At 53.2% G+C, this 7,737-nt stretch carries 3 protein-coding genes and 2 pseudogenes; all 5 read left to right on the top strand.

Annotated features, from left to right (window positions below):
• Nucleotides 1–289 precede the first annotated feature (289 nt).
• Nucleotides 290–1,111, top strand: a complete 822-nt coding sequence (gene nadC / locus GX135_00025) for a carboxylating nicotinate-nucleotide diphosphorylase (protein NLN84475.1) — start codon at nt 290–292, stop codon at nt 1,109–1,111.
• 2 nt (nt 1,112–1,113) lie between these two features.
• Entirely contained in the window at nt 1,114–1,827 is a 714-nt protein-coding gene (locus tag GX135_00020) for a hypothetical protein (GenBank protein NLN84474.1), read from the top strand.
• Between the two features lie 191 nt (nt 1,828–2,018).
• A pseudogene (locus tag GX135_00015) lies at nt 2,019–4,712 on the top strand (carboxypeptidase regulatory-like domain-containing protein).
• Nucleotides 4,713–4,949: 237 nt separating this feature from the next.
• Nucleotides 4,950–6,071, top strand: a pseudogene (locus tag GX135_00010) (hypothetical protein).
• Nucleotides 6,072–6,260: 189 nt separating this feature from the next.
• Nucleotides 6,261–7,737, top strand: a 1,477-nt coding sequence (locus GX135_00005; GenBank protein NLN84473.1) for a carboxypeptidase regulatory-like domain-containing protein, incomplete at its 3' end; no start/stop codon positions are given.

The raw sequence follows: 7,737 nt of genomic DNA, 5'->3' as shown, positions 1-7,737 counted from the left end.
TTGAGTCATGATCTTCTCCTTGTCTTGTAGTTTTTTGATTTAAACCATCAAAACAAAGTGTGGGATCTGGCTCAACCTTTTTCTTCATTGGGCTCACCTAATTTACACCAACCTTTGAGACACTACCTGCTTGACAAAACCGAGCCTTTGGGTTTAATTGTTTTTTACAAAAGGAATATGACCATAATGTGTTCACAAACCAAACACTTAAGCTGCTCCGGCGGCATCAGAAACGATAAATTTAAAGCATTTGCGGGGAGCAGATGCTTTTTTTTATTTTGGAGGGTGAATGACCACCAGTGAGATTATCCGGCTTGCTCTGGATGAAGATATCGGCAGCGGAGACATCAGCACCCGCTATCTGGAACTGGAGCCGAAGGCGGAAACCGCTTTCATGATTGCCAAAGCCAGCGGGGTTTTGGCAGGTTTGGAGATCGCCAAAGAGGTGTTTCAAACCGTGGATAAAAACCTGAAGATTACGCTCTACAGCCGTGATGGTGACAGGGTTGAAGCCGGTGACGAGATTTTGCGCGTGGAGGGAAATCCCGCTTCCATCCTGCAGGGCGAACGCGTGGCTTTGAACTTTTTACAGCGCCTGAGCGGAATTGCCAGCCTCACCCGGCTGATGGTGAACGAGCTTGAGGGCACAAAAGCCCGGCTTTTGGATACACGCAAAACCACACCGCTGCTGCGTGGGCTGGAAAAATATGCCGTGCGCGTTGGTGGCGGTTTCAACCACCGTTTCGGGCTTTTCGACATGGTGATGCTGAAGGAAAACCACATCCGCGCCTGCGGCGGCATCAGCGAAGCGGTGCACAGGGTTAAAAAACACAACACCGCCCACAAGGTGGAGGTGGAGGTTACAAACATCCTGGAACTGGAAGAGGCGGTGGAAGCCGGTGTGGATCGTGTGATGCTGGATAATATGGAGCTTCCGGAGATTCGCGCCTGCGTGAAGCGCTTTGGAAAAAAGGTGGAGCTGGAAGTTTCCGGAGGGGTAACGCTTTCCACCATCAAAAAAATCGCCCGCACAGGGGTGCATTTTATCTCCAGCGGGGCGATGACCCATTCATATAAATCGCTGGATATCAGTTTACTATTTAAGGAGTGACGATGGAAGAACAACTTCGCACCCTGGCCAAAATGCAGAGACTTGACGACCAGATTGGTTCTCTCAGGCTTTTGCAAGAGGAACTGCCCCAGGAACTTAACGATATCATCGAGCGCGTGGACGAAGCCACGGCAAACCTGTTGGGAAGCGAAACCATCAGGGCGGATATCGCAAAACAGCAACGCGCCGTCGAAGGCGACATCAAACAACATCAGGAAACCATCAAAAAATACAGCGGCCAGCTTTCTGAGATCAAAACAAACAAGGAATATAAAGCCTTGAACAGCGAGATTGCCTACCTGAACGAAAAGATTGCCGAACTGGAAGGCCTGGAATTGGAACTGATGGACAAGGAAGCCGAAGCCCGCAGAAAGGTTGAGGAAGACAAAAAAGCACTGGAAGCCGCTGAAAACGTGAAACGCGAACGCGAAGGCGAACTGCGTAAAAAAATTGAATCCCTGGAAGTGGAAATCGAAAAGCTGCGCGCCGGCCGCACTGAACTGGCAAAAACCCTGCCCCAGAATCTGGTTCGCCAATACGCGAACATGATTAAAAACAAGGGCAACAGCGCGGTGGTTTTTTCCCGCAATGGAGCCTGCGGAGGATGTGGATTCGTGATTCGTCCGCAGATACGCATCGAGCTGGAACTTCGCAACAAAATAAACTTTTGTGAAAGCTGTGGCCGCATCCTGATGGGGAAATTCGATGATATTTAAATACACATAACCACCTGTGGTTCATAGAGTTTAGGCAAGTTGCCCGAGGCTTTGGCTCAGATATTGCTTGACAAAAAAGCAGTATATTGACATTTAATCTGAATGGGATGTCGAGTCTCTTATAGTGTGAATCTTATGATAAGTTGCATCGTTTTTGGATGCGTATTGAGTTTTATTAATGTCAAAACCAAATGGGGAAATCGCGTGAGCATGTTTCCCAACAAGGGCCTTCGGCCGTAAAAATAAACATAACCAAAAGAAGGGAAAGGAGTTATCCTATGAAACGAACCCTTATTTTCGCGCTGCTTCTGGTCTTGGGGATCAGTTTTTGCAGCAACGTTTTTGCGCAAGCGGTCCCCGTGACCATCGGAGACGGCACGCAAACGAACAGCACCACGGGAGCCCCGGCTCCGTATGGAACCTGGTACAAGGCTTACCGCGAGCAATTCCTTGTTTTGGCAAGCGAATTCAACAACAACGGCGGTGGACCGGGAAATATCACTTCCCTGGCCTTCAACGTGAGTGCTCTCAATAATTGCACCCCCATGAACAACTTCAGGATCCGGCTCAAACACACATCCCAAACAACTTTGAGCTCGAGCTTTGAGACTGGGGACTACCAACAGGTTTTCCAGGCTGACTCGTTCATGCCCACCACGGGTTGGAACGAGCACACTTTCAGCGCTCCATTTAATTGGGATGGAAACTCGAACATTCTGGTGGACATCGTAACAGATGTTATTGCCGGTTCTTATGCGCAAAATGCCTCGGTGTTTTTCACCAGCACATCTTTCAACAGCAGCTTGCGCTTCCAGAACGACACCGCCAATGGCGACACCGGCACAACCGGCACTCCCGCCCAAAACCGTTCGAACATGATATTCACCATGCAGCAGCTTGATATGATGGACATGGTTGGCGTTGCCATCGACGGCCCCAATTCACCCAATATCAACAGCACTGTGAACTACACTGTAACCGTAAAAAGCCTTTGCCCCAGCCCGGTGAGCAACTACACCGTGAAGCTGATGAAGGCTCCCAACACCGAAATTGCCAGCCTGCCCGGTGTCAACATCAACCCCATGCAGGAACTGGATTTCACCCTGCCCTGGACGCCCAACGAAGAAGGCGGTGTCCAGCTTTTTGGCCGTGTGGAAATGACCGGCGATGAAAACCCCGCAAACAATAACACCCCGATGTTGGACGTGACCGTGATGCCCCCAGGATTGGTGGTGGTTTCCGTGGGTGATGGAACCCTGGTAAACACCACATCAGGCCCACCCACACCTTACGGAACCTACTGGCAAAACTTCCGCGAACAATATCTGATTAAAGCCAGTGAACTCAACAACCAAGGCGGCGGACCCGGTGAGATTTATGGCATTTCCTGGAATGTGGACAACTTGAACAACTGCTCCGCGATGCCAAACTATCGCATCCGCATCAAACCCACGACTCAAACCGAGCTTTCAACCACTTTTGAAGCCGGTGATTACCAGCAGGTTTTCCACGCTGCTTCATTTATGCCCGTCCATGGCTGGAACTTCCATCCCTTCAGCACTCCCTACAACTGGGATGGCGCTTCCAACCTGCTGATCGACGTGGTCTGCGACCTGGTGGGTGGCTGGACCCAAAACGCCTCCGTGTTCTATACCAATGCTGGCTTCAACAGCTCCCTTCGCTTCCATAGCGACAGCGATCCTGCAGACCAAGCCACCACCGGCACAGTCTCCACAAACAGGAGCAACCTGCGCCTGAACATGCAGCAACTGGATATGCAGGACATGGTGGGCTTGTCCGTTACCGGACCCACCACGCCTTCAGTGAACTCGACCATCTCCTATACGGTGAGGGTGAAAAACCTTTCCCCGAACCAGGTGACGAACTACACTGTGAAGCTGATGGAAGCCCCCAACACAATGATTGCAAGCACCCCCGGCACCCCCATCGGCCCGATGGAAGAGCTGGATTTTGTGTTACAGTGGACTCCTTCCACAGTTGGTTTGACCCACATTTATGGCCGCGTGGAAATGCCCGGCGATGAAAACCCCGCCAACGACAACAGCCCGCAGCTTGAAATCAACGTGATGGAATCTGGTCTCCTTGTGGTTCAACTGGGTGAAGGCACCTCTGTGAATGGTGATACAGGCTCGCCTGCTCCCTACGGAACCTGGTACAAGGCTTTCCGCGAACAGTATCTGTTTAAAGCCAGCGAAATCTACACCGCCGGCGGAGCGCCTGGACTCATCAACTCCATCGCTTTCAACGTGCAGACCGTTGGGGAATGCACCCCGATGACAAACTTCCGCCTGCGCGTGAAACACACCGAGCAGACTGCTCTCACCACCAGCTTTGAAGCCGGTGACTATGAAACAGTCTTCCAAGCAGACAACTTCCTGCCTGTCGATGGCTGGAACGTCCATACATTCACTCAGCCCTTCTTCTGGAACGGCGCGGACAACCTCATTATCGAAGCCGTGACAGATGTTTGCGCTGGCAGCTATGCCCGCAACGCTCTGGTCTATTACAGCGCCCCGGGCTTCAACAGCAGCCTGCGTTTCCAAAGTGACACCGCCAATGGCGAAACCGGTACAACAGGCACCGCTTCAGCCAACAGATCAAACGCGCGTTTCTTCATGATTGTGGAAGATATGGGCAGCATGAGCGGAACCGTCACCGCGAACGGCGCTCCCATGCCCGGAGCAACCGTCTCTGTGGATAACACTGTTTTCACTGCCACCACAGGCGCTGACGGCAACTACAGTCTTCCTTTCGTGCCGATTGGAGCCCAAACCGTAACCGCTTCCAAACACGGATATGCTGATGTGTCTCACAACGTCACCATCGTTGAAGACCAAAATACGGTTCAGGACTTTGTGTTGACCCAGCTTCCCACCGTGACCGTGACCGGCCGCATCGTTGGCAGCGACCAGCCCACTGTGGGCTTGGGCGGCTCCACCATCAGCCTCAGCGGTTATGAACCCTACGAAGCTGTCACCAACGCTCAAGGTCAGTTCTCCATCACCGGAGTCTATTCCGGACACACCTACAACTATGTTGCCGTTGCCGATGGCTATCAAAATGCCATTGGAACCGTCACAGTTGGCACCACCAACGTGAATATGGGCGACATCATCGTAAACGAAATGGCGAACCCGCCTTCCCGCGTGATTGCCACTGAATCGGCCGACTTCTCGAACGTTTCACTCATCTGGAACCAACCCGGCGGCGGTGAAGACATCACCGAAGGCTTTGAAGGAGCCGAATTCCCGCCCGAAGGCTGGAGCCAAATCATTAATAACTACAACGAAGGCGGAGCCGGCGTGATGGCCTCCTGGTGCCATATTGGAACCGTGGCTCTGACTCCGGCGGTGCCGCCCTACAGCGGAGACTATCAAGCTGGCCTCTGGTGGGATTATGACTACCAGGATGAATGGCTCATCACTCCGCAATTCACCTGCCCGCCTGCCGCGAACCTCAAATTCTGGAGCTACGTCTTCATGGGCAGCACCTATAATGACCACTATTATATAAAAGTCTCCACAGACAACGGTGACACCTGGACACCCATTTGGGATGCCAGCGACCAGCCCGGCAACGATTGGAACCATTACGACTTCCCCATCGTTGTTGATTTGGATACTTATTCCGGCCAACCCATCAAACTGGCTTGGCATGCCAACAGCGCGCCCGGCGACGGCCTCTGGTATGTTTGGTTTGTTGACGAAATTACCGTCAACAACGAAACCACAACTCTCAAATTCCCCACCAACATTCTGACTCGTGCCAGCGAATCTGGCAACAGCGCCAGAGCAAACGTGGCGGTGAATTTTGATTCCAGCCGTCCTCTCAGCCGCGATGGCAAACACGCGCCCCAGATGGCAAGCAGGATTCAAACTCCCAACGATCGCGTCCGCACCGGTTACAAGGTCTGGCGTCTGCTTCAAGGCAACGAAGGCAACGAATCCACCTGGACATCTCTCACCTCGAACGTGATCACAGACAGCACTTTTGTGGACAACGCCTGGCAGCCTCTGCCTTCCGGAGTCTACAGATATGCCGTGAAAGCCATCTATACAAACAACGTGGCTTCAATTCCTTCCTTCTCGAACGAAATCCATAAAGGCATGATGGGAACCCTCACGGGAACCGTCACCGAATTTGGAACCGACCTTCCCATCGCTGGTGCGACCGTCACCGCTGGTGAATACAGTGGCACCACCAACGCTCAGGGACAGTATTCCTTTGGCGTGTACCAGGGAACCTACAGCGTAAGCTGCTCCAAGGTTGGCTATCAAGCCGCCACCCAAGCTGGCGTGAACATCGTTGGCTTGCAGGTGACCACCCAAAACTTCGTGCTCACCGAAATCACCCTGCCTCCAGGCGCGGTGCAGGCTGCCCAAGCCAATCCCGACCTGGTGAACATCACCTGGATGGCACCGGGCGAAGGCGGTGGCGAATGGATTCACTACGACAGTGGTGATAATAGCGACAGCATTGGAACCGGCGGCGCAGCCGATTTCGACGTCGCCGTCCGCTTCCCCGCTTCCGTGATGCAGGACTATGCTGGCCAAAGCCTCTTCGCAGTGAAAGCCTGGCCTGCGCAAGCTGGCAGCTTCTCCATCCGTGCCTGGACAGGCGGAAACGCTTCCGCTCCCGGCGCCATGGTTGTGGATCAGCCTTTCACACCTGATTTGGATACCTACAACACTGTAATTCTGGATGACCCCGTTCAGATTTCCGGAACCGAAGAACTCTGGTTTGGCTATCGTTGCAACGTCACCGGTGGATATCCCGCTGGTTGCGATGATGGTCCTGCCACCAACGGTTTTGGCAATATGATGTATTTCCAGGGTGAATGGGCCACGCTCATTGATCTGGCACCTTCCTTGAACTACAACTGGAACATCCAAGGCTACGTGGGCTATACTGCTCCAACTCGTGCCCCCGAAATCAGCTACGAATTCATCAAATCAACCGGTCCCGCTCTGATGAGCAAAGATGACGACAACCGTGAACACCTTGGTTACAGGGTCTGGCGTCTGCTTCAGGGACAGGAAAACAACGAATCCGCCTGGACTGAACTGACCCCTGGCGTGATTAACGCAACTGCTTGGCAGGATAGCGATTGGGGCAACGTGCCCGACGGAACCTACAAATGGTCAGTGAAAGCCATCTATACCGGCGGCGCCACCTCCGTGCCCGCGTTCTCGAACACAGTGCCCAAAATCACTCAGATCGGAACCGTGGCCGGTATCGTTCGCAACCAGCAGAACGCCCCCATCGCGGGTGCCATAGTCACTGCTGCTGATTACAGCGCCACCACAAACGCCTCCGGTGCCTACAGCATGCAGGTGGTTGCCGGAACCCACAGCGTGACTGCGACCGCCGCAGGCTATGCTCCTGCCACCCAAACCGGCGTGATTGTAGTAACCGGACAAACCACCACCGTGAACTTCCAACTGGCACCCAGCCATGAAATCCTGGTGGATGGCTTTGAAACCTACACGGATTTCGCGACCACCTTCGCTCCCTGGACCACAGTGGACGTCGATCAGAGTGGAACCTATGGTATTTCAGGCTACAGCTGGCCCGGAATCTATGATCCTGTGGCCTACCTGATCTTCAACCCGAACACAACCACTCCGCCACTCACAACCGTCGAAGCTCATGGTGGACAAAAAATGGCAGCGGCAATGGCAGCCACCACGCCTCCCAACAACGACTGGCTAATCACGCCCGTCTTGGAAAGACCTATCGAGATCTCATTCTGGGCAAAGTCTCACACCGCCCAGTATGGACTGGAAAGGTTCAAGGTTGGCGTGTCCACCACTGGCACCAACCCGGCTAACTTCACCATCATCAGCGGTACAAACTACATTCAGGCACCCGATGTTTGGACTGAATACA

This window comes from Candidatus Cloacimonadota bacterium, assembly GCA_012522635.1.
Lineage (GTDB): Bacteria > Cloacimonadota > Cloacimonadia > Cloacimonadales > Cloacimonadaceae > Syntrophosphaera.
Note: the sequence above shows the minus strand (reverse complement) of the source record. Positions and strands in the feature narration are given on the sequence as shown.

What these genes read in the sequence shown, in the direction of transcription:
- nadC (NLN84475.1), top strand. Translation starts at nt 290, where the DNA reads ATGACCACCAGTGAGATTATCCGGCTTGCTCTGGATGAAGATATCGGC.
- GX135_00020 (NLN84474.1), top strand. Translation starts at nt 1,114, where the DNA reads ATGGAAGAACAACTTCGCACCCTGGCCAAAATGCAGAGACTTGACGAC.